This is a genomic window from Ligilactobacillus acidipiscis DSM 15836 (genome assembly GCF_001435755.1).
In the GTDB taxonomy this organism is placed as follows: domain Bacteria; phylum Bacillota; class Bacilli; order Lactobacillales; family Lactobacillaceae; genus Ligilactobacillus; species Ligilactobacillus acidipiscis.
Genome location: NZ_AZFI01000029.1, coordinates 1 through 17086 on the forward strand (window position 1 = coordinate 1; position 17086 = coordinate 17086).

A 17086-nucleotide genomic window follows, 5' to 3' on the forward strand; every position below is an offset into this window, starting at 1 on the left:
TGCTTGGAGAACTTATGGTGAATAATTCAGGTTAAAGATTATGCGATAATAACCGTGCGGACTTTTGACTAAAATATCCCCACTATCCGTTTGTGTACTATTCACACTCAACTTCTGCGGTTTAATTTTTAATCTTCTGGCGACATCTTTAACTAAAGAAACCTCTTGTCCGCTCTTTTGTGTACTAGTTTTTAAGTTAGTGTAATCATTAAACTGGATCGCCGCCGTCAAAATCAGCATGGTGCCCACGATAACTGCTAAATCTTTATATTTTACATCACCTTTATCCCAAAAATACCGAATCAGCAGTGCAATAAAGGTCACTGCTAACACTGTGATCACAATGATCCTCGTATATGGGAATTTAGTTTGGTTATCAAGTAAATATTGATATGTATAAAACTGCATTTGTGGTCCTCCTCGTATTATTAAAATTAAACATTGGATTTTAAACCAAGTTTTAGTGACTATTACGACTTTCTTTGTTGGACACTACATGATAACCTTTAATTGTCATTGGCTTTGGTCAACTGGTATAGGCTTGGTCCTCCTGTAGTGCAACTATATTTAAAGACTGCCGCCCAGATAATCATCTTATGCTGTATCGATCAACTCAAAAAAACGCTCGCAGAAGTCTTAAAGGTGGTTTCTAAAGGTCAGATCTCCAATCGATCCCGGCAATCGGGCCCGTTTATTCGGCAGTTATTCTAGCTGAGATCGATCAGATTGAGCGTTTTACTATTGAAACTAAACTAGCTAAATATGTAGGCTTAGCCTGGAAAAGAAACCAATCAGGCAACTTCGAAGGACAAAAAACACCCATGCTGCATACTGGAGATACTTACCTACGGTATTATTTAATTGAAGCTGCCAATTTAATGATCCGTGATGACCCAGTCTTTAAGAAGCATTTTGCTAAAAGATGTCCGAAATCAAAAATGCACTGCGTAAACGAGCCTTGCCTTTAACCGCAAGAAAACTGATCAGGGTGATCTACTATCTACTAAGCAGGCACCAAATCTATCAACCAGAAGAAGTGGTCTAGTTCAAAAAGAACTGTTTCAAGTTGTTGTAAGCACTGCGCCTGGCCTCAAGTTTTAAAATTTTAGCACTTTGAGGCTTATTAAAGTTTGCCAAAAATCTAGTCTTCCCTAGAAAACTGTCAGAAATTATTTATCACCTTCACTTGACTTAAAACCACGTGTCTCTTGTCCCTTCATCAAACAACCATCTCTTACCAAATATTAAGGGTTCCGTCAGTTAGCTGTTCAGTCAAAAACGATCCTAAAGTACTATACTTGTATGCTATATAACTATAATACTCGAAATAAGTACATGCAAAAAAGAAAACGGCACTGGCTGCTTTAACTAGTGAAGTGCCCCATATGATAGAGTCACTTTATTAGCTGACATTTCATTTAGCGCTGCTTGTAATAAAGTACTAGCTCCACATTGTCCAGCACTTTCTGGAGCTGTTGCCACATCCCCTACCCACTCATCAAATATTTAGTTCCATGAAAGTCAACTTTAAATGGCAGGCTATATAAGCCGTTAGTCAATTTTTCACCTTGTTTTATTCCATATATCAAACCATGTTGATAACGCTCAAAAAAATATTTGCGCCAGCTAGGTTCATCTAGCGCATTGAAAGCATAGAAATATAGTTGATAAAATTTTTCGAAATCTTCTGCGCTGTTCAAACGAAATTGTGGCAAATTTAAAACCTCCTAATAACGAAAATTATTCATTTGTGTCATTGGCTTCTTTAACAAGCATCTGCTTTTCAGCAACTTTAAAGAATGGAAAATACATTGCGCCAGCCAGGAGCAATTCGACTGCTGACCAAACTGCCGCTCTCCAATCCCAGCCCGTTGCCATTAGCGGCCCATTGATCGGCGGCATTGTCCATGGGACCATTGCTGAGGGAGCAGCAATCCATCCAATGCTTATTAAAATAGAGTTGCCAAGACTAACGGAACGAAGATAAATGGGATCATCGTGATCGAATTCATAACAATTGGAAAACCGATGTTGTGACATATGGGAGTGGTTGGTGATTAGCATAAGCGGTCCCATTTGCGGCTAAAAATTGCAAGAAGATCGGATCTGCGATTCCTTCCAAAGTTATATCGCTGTGAACACCACAGACAGACCCACAATACGCTGACCAGTAAGGTGTATACCAAGATGCCAGGTAATGAATTCAAAGCAAAAAGTGTTTGGATTGAAAGACACCATATGAGGTTTATTTTGGTAAAGTGTTGCATTTAATTTGACAATTCAAGTAGCCAAAAAACAGCCTTAGCCTTTTCAAGCTAAAACTGCTTTCTTCAAATATTTTTTAGTTACTAAATCATACTTTCTTTAAGTTAAATGTGCTCCATGGTTTGATCAAATCTAGTAAGAGCATATCACTATCGGAAAGCTTGCCAACAACATTACGCCGCCCGTCATTTGGCATCTCCTTTAAGATGATCTGCAACTCGCCTTTATATCTGGCGTAACCGTCATTGACCACCACAATGTCCCCGCGCGTCAACCTACTGCCGTTAGTACGTGCTGGAATGCTTTCGGCACTGTGTACGACTCGCGGCAAGGTATCACGTAACAGGTACTCAGAAGTATCGCCTCGATAAAGGTGCGCAGGCGTCAAAACGATTTCTTTTTCTAAAGCTGTTGTTTCATCAACAAGATCAACATGCAGTGTATGAAAGCTGCCGCTACGGTAGCTAGTTCGTCTTCTGAAGCATAAGCATTCCCGATGATCACGTCATCGACCATGCCAGTCAACTTCAAATGAGTCACCTGACTGTATATTTGTCTTTGCCGGTCGCTTTCCATGGTCGGCAAGCCTTCATTGACCGGCCAGGGACCAAAAGTAGCTGCATGCGAAGAAACAAAAGCTGCTGTATGCAAGCTATACTGCCGGTACTTTCGCGAATAATCCATAAAGATCTCATCACTCAAGCCGCTATATTCTTGCGGATAGAAATTATGACAACCAATCAAATTGTCCAGTTCTGGTGCATACGCCATGATACTGTCCAGGTAGTTCGTACCTTGACTCATGTTTAATTCGATTTTGAGACCGTACGGATTATGAGTCATTTGCGCCTCTTCCATACCGGTAAAGCCTTCGTCAAGCCGCATGCCCCAGACACCCAAGTCATGTAACACATGGAGGTCAGTGTATTTTAACCCCAATTCCTTGAACAGATCAGGATTGACATCAACGACTGTCTTAAAGCCTAAATGATTGGCGTAATCCACCGTTTGACGAAACTTGCCTAAAATGTCTTTTCCGCCGTCGCCTTTCAACTGCAACAAAGAGGTAAAAATTCTTGTATAACCGTATCGATGTGCTAATTGTAAATACTGCTGGTCTTGTTCAAAGCTGCTTTGATCTGGATAAATTGAAATTCCTAACTGTCTCATTGTCCAACCTCTTATCTCTTTATAAGTGCACACATATTTTTGCACCAAACAACGATTTTAAAATCCGTTAGTTCTATGCTTCAAACCACTTTGTCTCATTTACTTATTTATAATACTGTTCTGCCATTTTTCTAGCCATCTTTTTAAAGCGGTGTTTACGCAGCCACCCCAGTGTAAAAGCACCTATATTTTGATTAGCTTTGACTTTTGCGTCTTTAGCATGATTATCCTCAGTGTACTCCAAAATCGTATGGGTATCATCTTTCTTCTTTAAGCGATATTCTACGATAAATTCTTGGTCTGCAGTAGTCATTGTATAGCCATATGCTTGACTCGGAATAGCTGAATCGATGTGCATTTTAGCTACTCGACCACTGACCCATTTCTTTTCATAAGTATAATTGGGAAGATCACGCCAAGAAATTTTTTTACCAACTTGTTTACGAATATCTTCTAAAGCTGATTCGATCAATTGCTGGTATAAAAATTCCACTGGCGCATTCAAAGTCACATTAATTTTCATTCTTACTTATCCTTTCTTGTTTACGTACTTTATGCAAGGAATAGCCAGTACCAATAACACCAGCTATGCCAATTCCTATGACCCATAAACGAGCAGGCAGCTTGAGCAAGGAACTGCAAAAGAGTAGTACAATACTGATTCCAAGTAGTAAACTTAGAAAGTTTTTAGCTGACTTCATTGTTCCGCAGGTTTAAGCTTGTTAGCTGCCTTAACAAACGGTATATAAATCAAAAATCCAACAAACATATTGAACAGTTGGAGTACGACCGCACGCCAATCCATCGTAGCGATCAACACATTCAGGACCGGAGGCATTGACCAGATGATCTGATTCTTGATCGGTTCAACCAAACCCAGTGAAACCGCACCATAAGCGATAGATACCATGACAGAAGGTGCTAAGATAAATGGAATAAAGTAGATCGGGTCTAACACGATCGGCATCCCAAACATCACAGGCTCATTAATATTAAAGAAGCCTGGTGCAATCGACAATTTTGCCACTGAGCGCTGGTCATCGCGTTTAGAGAAAATTAAAATCGCAAATAACAAGAGTAAAGTAGACCCTGCCCCACCGATCCAAGCATACAAATCAAAACTATTACGTGTCCACAAGTATGGCAATGCCTTTCCTTGTTGAAAGGCATTGATATTAGCTAACTGAGCTGTTAACCAGATACTATCCATAACAGGCCCTAAAACATTGGTTCCATGAATACCGAAGAACCAAAAGACTTGGACTAAAACGGTCATCAAAAGTACCGCACCAAAACCCTGGCTTAAATTCAACAATGGATCTTGCAACACTTTAGCAATGAATTCGATAACTGTGGTGCTTAATTTGCTAAATATATACCCAATGATCCCGGCTACATATAAAGCCGCCGTGGCCGGAATGATCCCCGTAAAAGCATTAGATACAGCGGGCGGAACTGAATCAGGCATCTTTATCGTAATGTTTTTCTTCATCAACCAAATATAAATCGTTGAAGAAATGGCACCCATGATCATAACAGTAAAGAAACCAGTTGATCCGAAAAATTGGCCAAAATTAAAATAACCCCACATAGAAACATCTTTGCCCGCAACTGCAGCTCCAGCATCTGTCAAAGTCTTAACAGCACCTTTGCTTAAAGCTGAGCCTAAGTGCAAGTTTACACTTTGAGGCAAACTAATAATAAATGAACCCAAAGTAACGATCCCGCCAGTAATAGGCTCGACCTTATATTGAGCTGCCAATTGGTAACCAAACGTAAATGAGAAAATTAAACCTAAAATTGCTAAAGTTCCAGTCCAAACCATGGCATTAATATCGATCAGCCATTGCATTGAAGATACAATACCCATCCAGTGCAACTGTGTAGGAATATCACGGATCAAAGCATTCAAAACGTTAGCGACAGCACCTGCCATCATTGCTGGCATAATAGCGATAAAGGCATCACGCAGTGCGATCAACCAGCGAACCGAACCTATTTTAGCCGCGATCGGAACAACATGTTTATTTAACCAATTTATAAATGCGTTCACTTTACATTACACTCCTATCTTATATAGCATAAGCCAAATATTAAAATAAATCGTTTTCATTAAATTTGACTTAAATGGACATTCTTTAAATATTTCCCCTGATACTAAACTTCTATAAGAACTACTATAAATCAATATTTTGTGTATGATAATACAATGCTAAGTTATCATAAACAAAATAAGTCCTGGAAAAGTTAAAGACCTTTCCATTTACCAAATAGTTGATCCCATCAAGACACAAAATGCGCTCACCTTGCTGCCATCCAATCAAATCTGCTTGCCACTCATCCAGTTTGTTAACATGCACATAGTTTTCAGAGGTACTTCCTGTCATCTGATATGCATCTCGCAAGAAACTAAAAATAGAACTTTGTACACTTTCTTTCGAAAGAAATGGGACTACTTCACGTGGAAAATAAGATTCTTCTAAAGAGTACAAGTGGTCTTTTAAATATCGTAATCTTATTACACGATAAACCCTTGTATCTATAGCTACATTTCCCCATTGGGCCAAGTTTTCATCAGCTTGGATCGTATCAAACTTAACGACCTTAGACTTCAATGGACCGCCAGATACCATTGAATTTTTATCAAACCCGATCGACAAGTTCAAAACTGTTTGTGACTGGAGTGGTCTTTTTATAATATAATATCCACTTCCACGAACACGTCGAAGCAAACCATGCGCAAAAACAACATCAAGCGCCTTACGAATAGTGTTACGACTGACTTGGTATTCCTCAACGAGCTCCTTTTCAGTGGGCAATTTGTCTGAATACTTATTGGCAAGAATTGCCTGAATGATATTTTCAGCCACTTTATGATACATTATTTGTTCCTCCTTTCCTTAATTTTTGACTGTGGGCAATGTAGTCCGATCTTTTTTACATTAACAACAAGAATTGCACTTTAAATATGTCGGCGCTCATCACATTAGTGCCCACTAATTATATTACCAGTGAAGATCATTAAAATTAATAAAACGTTTTCATTTATTCAAAAAAAATCTCCGAGACTTGTGAAGTCCCGGAGCTGGTAAAATTTTAAATTAAATAGGTAGTACGGCGAAGAGCAATGCGCCAATGATACCACCAACAATAGGTCCAAAGAATGGTACCCAACTGTAACCCCAATCGCTGCCGCCTTTATTTGCAATTGGCAAAATAGCGTGAGCAATACGAGGTCCCATATCACGGGCAGGGTTGATAGCATAACCAGTAGGTCCACCGAGTGAAAGACCAATACTTACGATCAAGCTCCCAGCTACCAGCGGGTTCAAACCATCAGCCATTGAGCCATGACCAAATGCTGCCAATCCAAGTACCAATATAGCAGTACCAACGGCTTCAGTAATGAAGTTATTACCTAAGCTGCGGATAGCAGGTTCTGTAGCAAAAACTCCTAAAATTGTGTCTGGGTCTTCTGTTGCTTCCCAGTGCGGACGGTAAGCAAGCCAAACAACTGCAGCACCAAGAATAGCACCCAGCATTTGAGCAATTATATATGGCACAACAGCTGCCCATTTTGTTAAACCAATAACAGCAAAAGCAATTGTTACGGCAGGGTTAAGATGAGCCGGGCCCATCATACCGCCGACATAAGCACCCATTGTAACGCCTAAGCCCCATCCAAGTGCAATAACGACCCAGTCAGAACCTTGAGCTTTTGATTTGTTCAAGTTGACAGCGGCACAAACACCGTTACCAAGTACAAGAAGAACGAAAGTACCGATGAATTCACCGATCGCCTGTGTAGTAATAGTTCCCATAATATTTCCTCCTATGTGTGTTGGAACAACTTTTTTGTCCTAATTTTAAATATTCTATGTGATACATGGATACTTGATCCACTGCTTGAATGCTTTTGTGAAGCGATTAGTGATTTGCCAAATAGACGCCACTTTTCACTTAATAGCGAGTTGCTCAGGCCAGACACTTCCGTCTAGCCAACTTCCCCGTCATATTGCCAAAATCGCAATATAATTCGAAAGTTTGTTAGTGCTCAGTGTCTCCCGGTCTGCTTCACTCACTTATTTTTTTAATGCATCCAATCTTGTCTCTGCAATAAGATCGTTTAATTCGTCAGCTTGTTTTTGTTTTTCATCATCTGACCAACCCAAGACACGTGCCATTTCATCAACGATCGCATCCTTCTTTGCAGCAAGCTTGTCTTCATGGAACAAAACAAAGTTTGTCCGACGCAAGAGATAATCGATAGGAGTCAATGTCATTTCTTCATTGATCGAATAATGCAAACTGATCGTATCAGCTAATGTCAATCCAGGCGCAGTTTCCACATGTGCTGCATATGAAACAACTCGGCCCGTATTTGAACCAAAGCGGTTTGCAAGATCTTCTGCTTCATCTTGTGGAATACCCTTGCCAATAGCAAGTTTAGTGTAAAAGTCTAATGTCTTTTCAACATTTGTTGGGTCAAAGTGACCACCGGAAACTTGCAATTTCTTGGAATCAATTTCTTTGATCACAACATTGAATTCATCTTTCAATGTCTTAGTGATCAATTCCATAGCACCTGCAGCCATCTTACGGTAATCAGTGATCTTACCACCAGACAATGTGATCAGTCCATCTTCACCAACATCCAGCGAAGATCCACGAGAAACTTGTGAAGCAGAAATTTCTTTTTCTCCACTTGATTGTTTCAAAGCACTGATGGATTTTTCAACGTCACCACGTTCTACTTCACCCTCGTTGTACTTATTCACTGTATCGATCAGGTTATTGAAACTTTCATCAGAAACTTTACCAGTATTAGCACCACCACCATTGTAGTCAGAGCCAGCGTTAGAACCAAGCAACGGACGAATACCTGCCCAACTAGCTTCAATATCATCGATCGTGACGTTGGCTTCAGGGAAACGGTTGTTGATAGCTTTCAATAAGTAATCAACGTCTGCTTGTTCAACAGTTGGATGTGTGTAATCACCAGTATAATCTGTATCCGTTGTACCAAAGTAAGTCTTACCTTCACGCGGAACAACGAAGATCATCCGGCCATCACCAACACCTGAATCAGAGTATGTTGGTTGTGGTACGCTCAATACTGATTCGTCAACTACCAAGTGCACACCTTTCGTTGGACGGATAACTTGACCTTTGTCACCATTCTTATCATCCAAGCCAAGGAACTTAGATGACCATGGACCAGTAGTATTGATAACCAACTTAGCATTAACATCAAACTTTTCACCAGATAAAACATCTTCTGCAGTTACGCCATCGATCTTTCCATCTGCATTGTGTGAAACGCTAACAGCTTTAACACGACTAGCCATCAAACCGCCTAATTCAGCAGCACCCTTGATATTTTCAATAACCAAACGTGCATCATTGTTGACATAGTCAAGATAAACGCCGGCACCAAGTAATTTATCGCTCTTCAAGCCTGGTTCACGTTGCAATACCTCATCACGGTCGATCGTATAGTTAGCATATTGACTTGATTCAACACCCGCTAAACGGTCATACAGATCCATCGCAATTTTGACACTAAACATGTCAAATGTTTGATCTGGTGTATCGTAAATAGGTAAGAGCATTGGGAACGGCTTTGGAATATGTGGAGCAATTCCTTGAACTACAGCACGTTCCTTGACAGTATCAGACACAACTCCAACGTCAAAAGTTTTCAGATAACGGATACCACCATGCACTAATTTAGTAGAACGGGAACTTGTCCCTTCAGCAAAATCCTGCATTTCAAGTAAACCAACTTTAGCCCCCGCTTTAGCAGCCTGAATAGCTACACCGGCACCAGTAATACCTCCACCGATGATCAGTAGGTCCAAGTCAGTGTTTTTAAGTCCGTCAATAGTTTCCTTTCTTGTTTTGTAAGAAAAATTCAATTTCAATATCCTCCTCGTTTTAGTCAAGCTCCGTGAAACAAAAAATCGTCTCACGGAGTCTTGTTAAGATCGAGTTGTATAAGGTATTTAGCCTCATTCAACTTCTTAATAATTTCTTCTCTCTTTTTTAATTTTAGGATCTAACTATTCAGCTGGTTTAAATGTTCTTGTTGCTTTAACAGCTTGTTCCCATCCAGCATACAAATGATCACGTCGTTTGTCGTCCATTTCTGGATCGAAACGTTGGCCAATTTCAAACATATGTTGTAATTCATCTGTATCTTTCCAGAAACCACAACCTAAACCTGCAAGGAATGCAGCACCCATAGCTGTTGTTTCCAAATTAGCTACACGTTCAACTGGTGTATCTAACAAGTCTGCTTGGAATTGCAGCAAGTAGTTGTTACGAGCAGCACCACCATCAACACGCAATGCTGGGATTTCGATACCAGTATCTTTATACATTGTGTCAACAACGTCACGTGTTTGGTAAGCCAATGACTGTAATGTAGCCTTGATGAAGTCTTTGTTTGTTGTACCACGTGTTAAACCAAAGACAGAACCACGAGCTGCGGAATCCCAGTATGGAGCACCTAAACCAGTAAAGGCAGGAACTACGTATACTTCATCATCATTTTCTGATTCGTTAGCAAATTGTTCTGATTCTGGAGCTGATTCGATCATCTTCATACCATCACGTAACCATTGGAGAGCTGAGCCAGCAACGAAGACTGAACCTTCAAGTACGTAATTAACTTTACCGTTGATCGAGTAACCAATAGTTGTTAACAAGCTGTTCTTCGAGATGATAGGTTCTTCACCAGTGTTCATCAATACGAAGGCACCTGTCCCATAAGTGTTCTTAACCATACCCTTCTTCAATGCCAATTGACCGAAGAGAGCTGATTGCTGGTCACCAGCCATACCAGATACTGGAACACGGCTGCCGTAGAAGTGGTAATCCATTGTGTAACCGTAAACTTCAGAGTTTCCTTTTGGTTCTGGCAACATTACTTCTGGGATATTCAAAAGCTTCAAAATATCTTTGTCCCAAGCTAAGTCGTGGATGTTGAACAACATTGTACGTGATGCGTTAGAGTAGTCAGTAACATGTGACTTACCACCCGTTAACCTCCAGACCAACCATGTATCGATCGTCCCAAAAAGCAATTCTCCTTTTTCTGCACGTTCTTGAGCTCCATCAACGTGATCAAGGATCCAACGGATCTTAGTTGCTGAGAAATAAGGATCAACTAGCAAACCTGTCTTTTCATGGATCATGTCTGAATGACCATCTGCAATGATCTTGTTTGCGTAGTCACTTGTTTGACGTGATTGCCATACGATCGCATTGTAGATCGGCAAACCTGTCTTCTTGTCCCAGATAACTGTTGTTTCACGTTGGTTAGTAATACCGATACCTTGAATTTGATCTGGTTGAACACCAGAGTTAATAAATGCGTCAGCTATTGTAGCTTGAACAGCGTTCCAAATTTCATTGGCATCATGTTCGACCCAACCAGAATTTGGGAAGTACTGAGTAAATTCACGTTGACCATCGGCTACTTCTTTACCGTTGTGGTCAAAGATGATTGCTCGGGTACTTGTCGTTCCTTCGTCGATCGCCATGATATATTTTTCTGCCATTTGATATCCTCCTAAGTATAATGGTCGTTACACCCTAATTTATTAAAAAACAAGAAACCGTTTACTTGTTTAACTACGTTATTATAAAACTCAAAACCAAGTTTGACAACCATATTGTTTACAATATTCTTTTAGCTATTGCTAAATAATGTTAAAAAATGCTGATATTAAAGCATTTATTGTCAAATAATTTTTTTATTAAATAAATGAAGTTTTGTGAATTTCCTATACTAAAATAAGTAAAATCGCTAATTATTTCTTAAAAGCATATTTAAATTTTTTGAAAAAAATGCTACTTCTTTCATGTAAATAATTTTGTCAAAAAAATTTGATTTTGAAGATCAATAATAACTAGTGCACAACTAAAACGCTTTCATAAAAATGATTATAGCGAACTTATAACAATAGTGCAAATATAAATGGATATATTGCAAAAAATATTTCAAGGTACTTTTTTCTGACAGCTTTCGCCACACAACAAATTCAAAAAACGCAAGGAAAAAATCCTTACGTTTAATTGGTAAATCATTTGATTTTCAGTGGTTTTAATTGTTCTTCAATATCATTTAAAGGAACATCAGCCTGTAGTAAAGAAGCAGCCGTATAGGCACTTTCGATCAAAGCTGTGTCATATAAATGAATTGTCTTATCTGACATTTCTTGCGCCATCTCAAGGTTCATCTTGGCACTGCCAAGATCATAAAATGCTAAAATTTCATCAGCAGAATTGTCAGTGAAAGCCTGACTGATTTTCTCCATACTTGTTCCGATATCACCATCATCCGTACCACCTGCAAAAGTCAGCGGAACATCGGCAGCTACCTGTTTTAATAACTTGGGCAGTCCCTCGGCGATCTCTGGTACATGTGATACGATCGTGATCCCTAATGTCATAGGATCCCCTCCGTTTCGATCAAAGCTGTAAATAGGTAACCACTTGACATTGCTCCTGGGTCCAAGTGACCAACAGAACGGTCACCTAAATAAGAGGCACGTCCCTTTTTAGCTACTAAGCCCCTTGTGCCATTAACTGCTTTATCAATGTCTTCTTGTGCAAGCGAACCTTGAGCTAGTTGGTCAGATAAAGGTTCCCAGACATCGACCATTGTCTTATCACCAACTTGGGCACCGCCGCGTTTCTTAATGCCAGCATTTGCAGCAGCAAATAATTCACCTAGATCAGTAGTGTCCTTACTCTTTTTTGCCATTTCAAGAAATGCAGTACCATACAAAGGACCAGAGGCACCACCAACTTTACTGATCAACGCCATAGCGATCTGTTTAAACGCATCAGTCAATTCAGCTGGTTTTTTATTTTCAAGTGATTCTTGTACTGCCTTGACCCCACGCGCCATATTATTACCGTGGTCTCCATCGCCGATCGGTGTATCTAATTCACTTAAATAATCTTTTTGGTCGTTAACTTTTTGCGCGAAAGAATTGATCCATTCTGTTAAATTGTCAACTGTTAAAGCCATTATCATCCGCCCTTTTCTAACTACAAATTTTCACTACTCTTACCAAGTCAAAAGGAGAGTGTTTTAGCACTAGCCAATTGGCTCAGATTTTCTACCAGGCTATCGTCTCTACAGGGTAGTTCAAATAGTCCAGCCACTTATCTTCTTTCAATTCAAAGACCGTTAATGACAAACCTGCCATATCGATCGATGTCATATAATTACCAACTTTCATGAAGGCTGGCTCAATATCTTTTCCATTCAACAAGTTTAATAAATCATGGGAAAAGATATATTGCTCCATTAACGGAGTAGCTCCCATGCCATTGACCATTACAGCATATTTCTTAGAGCTGTCCAAGTTCAATGTTTTGTCGATCTGGGTAACTAATTCTTCTGCCATTTCTTTAGAAGGTTTGATTTTTTCACGTTTATAACCCGGTTCACTATGGATTCCAACACCATATTCGATCTCATCATCTTTGAGCTCAAATCCTGGTTTACCAACTTCCGGCACCGTTGCAGCGTGCAAGGCGATCCCGATAGTTTTGATATTTGGCAAAACAGCTTGAGCTAACTTGTCCAAATCGTCCAAACTTGCCCCTTGGTCTGCTGCTGCACCAAGAACTTTATGCATTAATACTGTTCCTGCAACACCACGTTTACCTTGAGTAAACAAACTATCTTCCACCGCAATGTCATCATCGACAACGATCGTCTTGGTTTGAATGTCATCAACTTCAGCCAGATCTTTTGCCATATCGAAGTTCATCACATCACCAGAATAATTCTTAACAACTAAGAAAACACCTTTACCATGATCAGCCTGCTTGATTGCTTCATAAATCTGATCAGGGGTCGGAGAAGTAAAGACCTGTCCACATACTGCGCCGGACAACATTCCCTTGCCAACAAAACCGGCATGTGCTGGTTCATGTCCAGATCCTCCACCGGAGACGATCCCGACTTTACCAGCCATTGAGTCTTCATCAGAACGCATAACGGCTTCAGTATCAGGTATTTGACGTAAATACTGCGGGTAAGAACGAACTAACCCATCAACCATTTCTGGAACTACATTTCCAGCATCATTGATGATCTTTTTCATAATTAACTCACAACCTTTCTTGTTTATTGTACTATATTAGATTTTATAAATCGATTACAAAGGTTTTTAAGATAGTTGTTTTTAGTGTTTGTGTTGACAGTTTAGAATATAGTGTTACTATTATTTTTAATGAATGAACGTTCATTCATTAATTAGAAATGAGCTTTGGATTAATGAAAAAAGGACAACTCTTTTATGATAGATACAATTAGGAATTTCTGGATTCAAAGCAAAAAAGAGGAGACCATGATGAAATCGAACGTGGTTTCCGAGCAGTGTTAGATTTTGAAGAAGCGCATCCGGACCTTTTTCACTATAAATCTACTACACAAGGGATGTTCCCGAAAATCCCAAAGAAGAATATTGGATGTTTATAGATGTCTTTATTGATTATAAAGACTATATGACATCTTTAAAGAGTGCTACGCAACGTCCATAAACTAAGAAAATACAAGCTTTAATCAGCAAAATCTTTGCACATGCAGATGGTTTCCTTACTGATGAAGGCGACCCTTTCTAATTAATGGCTTACCCAACTTGATGAATCTGATTGAGCATTGGACAGAGGCACCTTCTTTGCGAGTTGATAATCAAGAGCATTAATTTGATGTTTAATGACATTTAGGTAAGATTCACAAAAAAGAGCGAACTCAATCGTTCTTTATTATTAAAAGGGATTATAAAAAATGGAAGGTGAAATTGGTGGGTGAAACAATTCAAGTAAAAGACCTTGCTCAAGGTTATGGAAAAAACATTGTCATCAGTGACATTAACTTGTCCGTTAAAAGTGGTGAAATATTAGGCTTGATTGGCCCCAGCGGTGCTGGAAAAACTACATTGATCAATTCTATTATGGGCATGCTAAAGCCCAAACAAGGGTCTGTTACAGTGCTAGGGGAATCAATGCCAAATCGAAAAATTTTAGCTAAGATCGGTTTTATGGCTCAAGCTGACGCCTTATATGAAACTTTAACTGCGCGCGAGAACTTGACCTTTTTTGGGCAAATGCAAGGCATGAGTCAGAAAAATTTATCCGCTCAGATCAAGTATGCAACCACAGTTGTTAACCTTAACGAAGATCTGGATAAACATGTCAATGATTATTCTGGGGGGGATGAAACGACGCTTATCTTTGGCAATTGCGTTAGTGGCTGATCCGGAAATATTGATTTTGGATGAACCAACAGTCGGGATCGATCCAGAATTACGGCAACAGATTTGGCAAGAATTACACCGGTTAGGTAAAGAAGGAAAAACAATTCTCTTAACGACCCATGTTATGGACGACGCAGAAGAGTCAGATAGTTTACTGATGATCAGAAATGGTGTAGCAATTGCTCAGGGACAGCCGGATCGGTTGATCAAAGAATTTAAAGTTAAAAGTGTCGAGGAAGTGTTTTTGAAAGCAGGGAGGCAACAAGATGCGCACACTGGCAATGATTAAAAGAGTTTTACAGGAAATGTTGCGTGATAAGAGAACTTTGGCCATGATGTTCATTGGTCCGTTACTGATCCTGACTTTAATGTATTTTCTATTTCAGTCTAATAATGATCAAACAGCTGACTTGGCAGTTCGTAATGTTGATTCAACCTTAGTCAATGCAGTTGATAATGATAATATCAAAATACATCATGTTTCTTCGAATGATTCAGCAAAAAAATTGATCCGAACCCATGATTATGCAGGAGTAATGACACAAAAAGATGATAAATTACAACTGACTTTACAAAATAGTAATCAGATTAAAAGTTCGATTTTAAAGAAAAGTTTGCAAGCGGCTCAGGTTAAGTTAAAAACCCACGCTTCGATGACAGCCTTAAGGGACCAAAAACAGGCCATTCAAAAGTTACAACAAGAGTTAACTATGGTTTCAAAGCAAGCGGGCATTTCACCAGGAACACAGGCCTCAATGCCGAAACAACAAAAGAATCCCGCCAGAAACTACTCTGTCAAAACACATTATATTTATGGTGACAAGGATACCAATTTCTTTGATACATTTTTGCCGATTATGATGGGGTTTGTAGTCTTTTTCTTTGTTTTCTTGATTTCAGGAATTGCGTTATTACGTGAAAGAACAACGGGAACTTTAAAACGTTTATTGGCAACTCCAATTAAACGAGGCGAGATAATTACTGGCTATCTAAGTGGTTATGGAATTTTTGCCTTAGTACAAACCCTGCTAATTGTTTTATATAGTACGTATGTCTTTAAGATCCAAATTTTGGGAAGTATTTGGTATGTGTTGTTGATCAATGTTTTAATGGCTTTTGTCGCATTGACTATGGGACTATTTATTTCCACTTTTGCTGCGTCAGAATTTCAAATGATGCAATTTATTCCGATCGTTGTTATTCCACAGGTCTTTTTCTCAGGCATCATTCCTGTTGATCAAATGGCTAACTGGCTGCAAGGAATCGGTCATATCATGCCACTGTATTATGGTGCAAATGCAATGAGTGATGTGGTTGCTAAGGGCGTTGGTTTTATACAAATTTGGCCAAATCTATTAGCTCTGCTTCTCCTTGCTGGCCTTTTCCTAATTTTGAATTTAGGGGCCATGAGACGCTATCGTGAAGTTTAAAGAAAGGAGAGGATGAGATACGTGAATAATAATATTTCTTCTTTATTTGTAGAAAGCTTAAATGAATTAAATATTTCAGAACGACAAAAGTCAGTTTTACAGGCAAGTCTAACCCTTTTTTCAGAACAAGGTTTTGAAAACACCAGTACTACGGAGATTGCGCAATTGGCTGGAGTTGCGGTGGGAACAGTGTATCAACAATTTAATAATAAAGAAGGCTTATTACAGGCCGTCTTAGAACCTGTAATTACAGAAGTGATCCCTAAAGTGGCTAGTGAATTTGCAAATGGAATACAGGCACCACAAGGCCCTCATTTTACGGAATTTTTACAAAACATTATGCAAGATCGCATGCAATTTGTTATTGATAATTTGCCCCAAATTAGAATTTTAGTACGGGAAACAATGGTCAACCAAAAGATTCGGAATCAAATGAAGATGGAACTTGCTAAGTTACCCTTTGCTAAATTAAAAGAGCTGTTTGTATATTATCAAGAACAAGGACAGTTGGTTGACTGGGAATTTTCTCGTATTTTACGTGCTATTATTGGAGCAATGTGCAGTTATTTGGTGCCACTTATTTTTGAGCCTAATAAAACGATTGACGTGGCTAAAGCAAGTCAAGACGCAGCTGAAACTTTAATTAAGGGATTGAAACCATAATAACTTAATGGAGGTGTTTATGGCGTTAGCACAAATCTCATTTATCAAGAAAGAACAGATTATAGCCAATGTTTATACTTTTTATTTAAAAGGCCGGAAAATTTCAAAGTAAAATCTGATCAGTGCAACTTATTCATTGAACCTAAATTTGTGCGACCTCATCCATTTTTTCTTCTGCCCCACAAGAAAAATATTTAAATTTTACTACCACTATTAGTAGTCATAGTATTTTTAAAGCGAATCTAAAGGTTGAAAGTTGAAAAAGCACATTGA

Annotated in this window: 14 protein-coding genes and 3 pseudogenes; 4 read left to right on the forward strand and 13 right to left on the reverse strand. The window is 39.1% G+C overall.

Annotation, left to right across the window (positions count from 1 at the left end):
* Positions 1-12: 12 nt before the first annotated feature.
* Positions 13-408, reverse strand: coding sequence for a DUF3290 family protein (locus FC65_RS03730; RefSeq protein ID WP_056971604.1), 396 nt, complete (start codon positions 406-408; stop codon positions 13-15).
* Between the two features lie 308 nt (positions 409-716).
* On the opposite strand from FC65_RS03730, the gene FC65_RS11485 reads away from it, so the two are divergent.
* The gene (locus tag FC65_RS11485) at positions 717-968 is read left to right on the forward strand and encodes a transposase (RefSeq protein ID WP_235803068.1); all 252 of its coding nucleotides are present in this window, start codon (positions 717-719) and stop codon (positions 966-968) included.
* Between the two features lie 400 nt (positions 969-1368).
* Here the strand turns inward: FC65_RS11485 and FC65_RS03735 are convergent.
* From FC65_RS03735 to dhaK, 12 genes and pseudogenes are all read right to left on the reverse strand, one after another.
* Positions 1369-1715 (reverse strand): annotated as a pseudogene (locus FC65_RS03735) (GNAT family N-acetyltransferase).
* Positions 1716-1740: 25 nt separating this feature from the next.
* The gene (locus FC65_RS12325; RefSeq protein WP_056971605.1) at positions 1741-2064 is read right to left on the reverse strand and encodes a PTS sugar transporter subunit IIC; all 324 of its coding nucleotides are present in this window, start codon (positions 2062-2064) and stop codon (positions 1741-1743) included.
* Between the two features lie 289 nt (positions 2065-2353).
* A pseudogene (locus tag FC65_RS03745) lies at positions 2354-3435 on the reverse strand (DUF871 domain-containing protein).
* A gap of 103 nt (positions 3436-3538) precedes the next feature.
* A complete protein-coding gene (locus FC65_RS03750) occupies positions 3539-3958 on the reverse strand; it encodes a DUF3284 domain-containing protein (protein ID WP_010495329.1) in 420 nt (139 codons plus the stop codon).
* 174 nt (positions 3959-4132) lie between these two features.
* Complete coding sequence (locus tag FC65_RS03755) at positions 4133-5488, reverse strand: PTS sugar transporter subunit IIC (protein WP_056971606.1); 1356 nt, start codon at positions 5486-5488, stop codon at positions 4133-4135.
* 124 nt (positions 5489-5612) lie between these two features.
* The gene (locus FC65_RS03760; protein WP_056971607.1) at positions 5613-6317 is read right to left on the reverse strand and encodes a GntR family transcriptional regulator; all 705 of its coding nucleotides are present in this window, start codon (positions 6315-6317) and stop codon (positions 5613-5615) included.
* A 219-nt stretch (positions 6318-6536) separates the two neighbouring features.
* The gene (locus tag FC65_RS03765; protein WP_029605023.1) at positions 6537-7247 is read right to left on the reverse strand and encodes an MIP/aquaporin family protein; all 711 of its coding nucleotides are present in this window, start codon (positions 7245-7247) and stop codon (positions 6537-6539) included.
* 270 nt (positions 7248-7517) lie between these two features.
* On the reverse strand, positions 7518-9353 hold the full coding sequence (gene glpO / locus FC65_RS03770; RefSeq protein WP_056971608.1) for a type 1 glycerol-3-phosphate oxidase: 1836 nt from the start codon (positions 9351-9353) through the stop codon (positions 7518-7520).
* Positions 9354-9497: 144 nt separating this feature from the next.
* A complete protein-coding gene (gene glpK / locus FC65_RS03775) occupies positions 9498-11000 on the reverse strand; it encodes a glycerol kinase GlpK (protein ID WP_056971609.1) in 1503 nt (500 codons plus the stop codon).
* 525 nt (positions 11001-11525) lie between these two features.
* Positions 11526-11894 carry a dihydroxyacetone kinase phosphoryl donor subunit DhaM gene (gene dhaM, locus FC65_RS03780; RefSeq protein ID WP_010495341.1) on the reverse strand — a complete coding sequence of 123 codons (369 nt, stop codon included), beginning with the start codon at positions 11892-11894 and terminating at the stop codon, positions 11526-11528.
* Positions 11891-12478, reverse strand: a complete 588-nt coding sequence (dhaL, locus tag FC65_RS03785) for a dihydroxyacetone kinase subunit DhaL (protein ID WP_056971610.1) — start codon at positions 12476-12478, stop codon at positions 11891-11893. Before dhaL ends, dhaM begins: the two co-directional genes overlap by 4 nt.
* A gap of 91 nt (positions 12479-12569) precedes the next feature.
* A complete protein-coding gene (gene dhaK / locus FC65_RS03790) occupies positions 12570-13565 on the reverse strand; it encodes a dihydroxyacetone kinase subunit DhaK (protein ID WP_010495344.1) in 996 nt (331 codons plus the stop codon).
* Positions 13566-14267: 702 nt separating this feature from the next.
* On the opposite strand from dhaK, the pseudogene FC65_RS03795 reads away from it, so the two are divergent.
* The 3 genes and pseudogenes from FC65_RS03795 to FC65_RS03805 all read left to right on the forward strand — a co-directional run bounded on the left by FC65_RS03795 (position 14268) and on the right by FC65_RS03805 (position 16813).
* A pseudogene (locus tag FC65_RS03795) lies at positions 14268-15009 on the forward strand (ABC transporter ATP-binding protein).
* Entirely contained in the window at positions 14987-16150 is a 1164-nt protein-coding gene (locus FC65_RS03800; RefSeq protein ID WP_010495348.1) for an ABC transporter permease, read from the forward strand. The pseudogene FC65_RS03795 and the gene FC65_RS03800 overlap by 23 nt, the downstream one beginning before the upstream one ends.
* A 12-nt stretch (positions 16151-16162) precedes the next feature.
* The gene (locus FC65_RS03805; protein WP_035630950.1) at positions 16163-16813 is read left to right on the forward strand and encodes a TetR/AcrR family transcriptional regulator; all 651 of its coding nucleotides are present in this window, start codon (positions 16163-16165) and stop codon (positions 16811-16813) included.
* Positions 16814-17086: the final 273 nt, after the last annotated feature.

What these genes read in the sequence shown, in the direction of transcription:
- FC65_RS03805 (WP_035630950.1), top strand. Translation starts at nt 16,163, where the DNA reads ATGAGATACGTGAATAATAATATTTCTTCTTTATTTGTAGAAAGCTTA.
- FC65_RS03760 (WP_056971607.1), bottom strand. Translation starts at nt 6,317, where the DNA reads ATGTATCATAAAGTGGCTGAAAATATCATTCAGGCAATTCTTGCCAAT.
- FC65_RS03750 (WP_010495329.1), bottom strand. Translation starts at nt 3,958, where the DNA reads ATGAAAATTAATGTGACTTTGAATGCGCCAGTGGAATTTTTATACCAG.
- FC65_RS12325 (WP_056971605.1), bottom strand. Translation starts at nt 2,064, where the DNA reads ATGCTAATCACCAACCACTCCCATATGTCACAACATCGGTTTTCCAAT.
- dhaK (WP_010495344.1), bottom strand. Translation starts at nt 13,565, where the DNA reads ATGAAAAAGATCATCAATGATGCTGGAAATGTAGTTCCAGAAATGGTT.
- dhaM (WP_010495341.1), bottom strand. Translation starts at nt 11,894, where the DNA reads ATGACATTAGGGATCACGATCGTATCACATGTACCAGAGATCGCCGAG.
- FC65_RS03730 (WP_056971604.1), bottom strand. Translation starts at nt 408, where the DNA reads ATGCAGTTTTATACATATCAATATTTACTTGATAACCAAACTAAATTC.
- FC65_RS03800 (WP_010495348.1), top strand. Translation starts at nt 14,987, where the DNA reads ATGCGCACACTGGCAATGATTAAAAGAGTTTTACAGGAAATGTTGCGT.
- dhaL (WP_056971610.1), bottom strand. Translation starts at nt 12,478, where the DNA reads ATGGCTTTAACAGTTGACAATTTAACAGAATGGATCAATTCTTTCGCG.
- glpK (WP_056971609.1), bottom strand. Translation starts at nt 11,000, where the DNA reads ATGGCAGAAAAATATATCATGGCGATCGACGAAGGAACGACAAGTACC.